This window comes from Streptomyces marokkonensis (genome assembly GCF_039539045.1).
GTDB classification, from domain to species: Bacteria; Actinomycetota; Actinomycetes; order Streptomycetales; family Streptomycetaceae; genus Streptomyces; species Streptomyces marokkonensis.
On sequence record NZ_BAABCQ010000337.1, the window covers coordinates 1 to 2,720 of the forward strand.

The following is a 2,720-nucleotide window of genomic DNA, read 5'->3' on the forward strand; positions in this document are numbered from 1 at the left end:
GCCCACTCCCAAGCCGACGGTCGGCTCCTGTCCGTCATGGACGGGGCCGGAAGCCGTTTTCCAACGTTCCGAGAGGTTGTTCGTGTCGGCCAGCACATCCCGTACGCTCCCGCCGGAGATCGCCGAGTCCGTCTCTGTCATGGCGCTCATTGAGCGGGGAAAGGCTGAGGGGCAGATCGCCGGCGACGACGTGCGTCGAGCCTTCGAAGCTGACCAGATTCCGGCCACTCAGTGGAAGAACGTACTGCGCAGCCTCAATCAGATCCTCGAGGAAGAGGGTGTGACGCTGATGGTCAGTGCCGCGGAGCCCAAGCGCACCCGTAAGAGCGTCGCAGCGAAGAGTCCCGCCAAGCGCACCGCCACCAAGACGGTCGCGGCGAAGCCGGTGACCAGCAGGAAGGCCACCGCCCCCGCCACTGCGGCGGCGCCCACCGACCCCGCCGGTGAGGAAGAGGCGCCCGCCAAGAAGGCGGCGGCCAAGAAGACGACCGCCAAGAAGGCGGCGGTGAAGAAGTCGACCGCCAAGAAGACGGTGGCCAAGAAGACCACCGCCAAGAAGGAAGACGGCGAGCTTCTCGAGGACGAGGCGGTCGAGGAGCCGAAGGCCGCGACGGAGGAGCCCGAGGGCACCGAGAACGCGGGCTTCGTCCTGTCCGACGACGACGAGGACGACGCTCCGGCCCAGCAGGTCGCCGCGGCCGGTGCCACCGCGGAGCCGGTCACCGACTATCTCAAGCAGATCGGCAAGGTCCCCCTGCTCAACGCCGAGCAGGAGGTCGAGCTCGCCAAGCGCATCGAGGCCGGCCTGTTCGCCGAGGACAAGCTGGCGAACTCCGACAAGCTCGCGCCCAAGCTCAAGCGCGAGCTGGAGATCATCGCCGAGGACGGCCGCCGCGCCAAGAACCACCTGCTGGAGGCCAACCTCCGCCTGGTGGTCTCCCTGGCCAAGCGCTACACCGGCCGCGGCATGCTCTTCCTGGACCTCATCCAGGAGGGCAACCTCGGTCTGATCCGCGCGGTGGAGAAGTTCGACTACACCAAGGGCTACAAGTTCTCCACGTACGCCACGTGGTGGATCCGTCAGGCGATCACCCGCGCGATGGCCGACCAGGCCCGCACCATCCGTATCCCGGTGCACATGGTCGAGGTCATCAACAAGCTCGCGCGCGTCCAGCGTCAGATGCTCCAGGACCTGGGCCGTGAGCCCACCCCGGAGGAGCTGGCCAAGGAACTCGACATGACCCCGGAGAAGGTCATCGAGGTCCAGAAGTACGGCCGCGAGCCCATCTCGCTGCACACTCCGCTGGGTGAGGACGGTGACAGCGAGTTCGGTGACCTCATCGAGGACTCCGAAGCGGTCGTGCCGGCCGACGCGGTCAGTTTCACGCTCCTGCAGGAGCAGCTGCACTCCGTCCTCGACACCCTGTCCGAGCGTGAGGCGGGCGTCGTCTCCATGCGCTTCGGTCTCACCGACGGTCAGCCGAAGACCCTCGACGAGATCGGCAAGGTGTACGGCGTCACGCGTGAGCGCATCCGCCAGATCGAGTCGAAGACGATGTCGAAGCTGCGCCACCCGTCGCGTTCCCAGGTGCTGCGCGACTACCTCGACTAGATCGCGGTCGTAAGAGCGACGAGGCCCGGTTCCACCAGGTGGGGAACCGGGCCTTCGTGTTGGCCAGCGGGTGCGCGGCGCAGCGGGCTGGATCACTCTGGGTGTTCCATCGCAACGTGGAGTGAGGAGCCTGCATGCGTCGCCTCTTTGCCCGGGCACTGGTCCGGCCGCTGGTCCTGGCGGCCGCGGCAACCGCGATACCGCTGGTGTCCGCCACCCCCGCGTCCGCCGACAGTGTCGTCGTCGGAGGCTTTCCGGTCGAAGTGTCCGACAGTCCGTGGACCGTCGCCCTGTCCAGTCGTGACCGGTTCGGAGGTACGCGGGCGGGACAGTTCTGCGGGGGAGTGGCCGTCGGGCGCACCACCGTGCTCACGGCGGCCCACTGTCTGGGCGAGCAGGTTCTCGGGTCGCCGCCCGAGGAGGTACGGGACCTGAGCGTCATCGCCGGCCGTACGGACCTGCTGTCGGAGCAGGGTCACGAGGTCGCCGTCCGCGACGTCTGGGTGAACCCGGCGCACGACGACGTCAGCAACTCCGGTGACTTCGCCGTGCTCAGCCTCGCCGAGGCTCTTCCCGCCGGCTCCGTCATAGGGATGGCGGCCGAGGGTGACCCCGCCTACAGCCCCGAGACGGGAGCCCTCGTCTACGGATGGGGTGACACCTCGGGTGCCGGGGACTACGCGAACGGCCTGCGGGCCGCACGCGTGCGTGTACTGCCGGACGCGCGCTGTAAGCGGGCGTACCCGGGAAGCGACGACGGACGATATCTCGCCGGCACCATGCTCTGTGCCGGTGAGGACGTCGGTGGCCGCGATGCCTGCCAGGGGGACAGCGGGGGACCGCTGGTCGCCCGGGGGAGGCTCATCGGACTGGTGTCCTGGGGGAGCGGCTGCGGGCGCCCGGGCAGCCCCGGGGTGTACACACGTGTCTCCGCCGTCCTGCGCGCGCTGGGATGGGACGACACCGCCGCGCGGCAGCGCGGGGGTGTCTGACGGCCGCTGAGAGCCTGCCGGGCACGAACGAGCACGGGCGGCCGCCTCCTGGTTACGGAGGCGGCCGCCCGTTCGGCCTGTACCTGGCTGGCTCGTCGTCGGGCGCGGAGCGTCAG

2 protein-coding genes are annotated in these 2,720 nt (G+C 69.0%); both read left to right on the plus strand.

The features are described from left to right. The first annotated feature begins 82 nt into the window (after nucleotides 1–82). Nucleotides 83–1,612, plus strand: a complete 1,530-nt coding sequence (locus tag ABEA26_RS35640) for an RNA polymerase sigma factor (RefSeq protein ID WP_345598173.1) — start codon at nucleotides 83–85, stop codon at nucleotides 1,610–1,612. 134 nt (nucleotides 1,613–1,746) lie between these two features. Continuing rightward, complete coding sequence (locus tag ABEA26_RS35645; RefSeq protein WP_345598175.1) at nucleotides 1,747–2,604, plus strand: S1 family peptidase; 858 nt, start codon at nucleotides 1,747–1,749, stop codon at nucleotides 2,602–2,604. Nucleotides 2,605–2,720 lie beyond the last annotated feature (116 nt).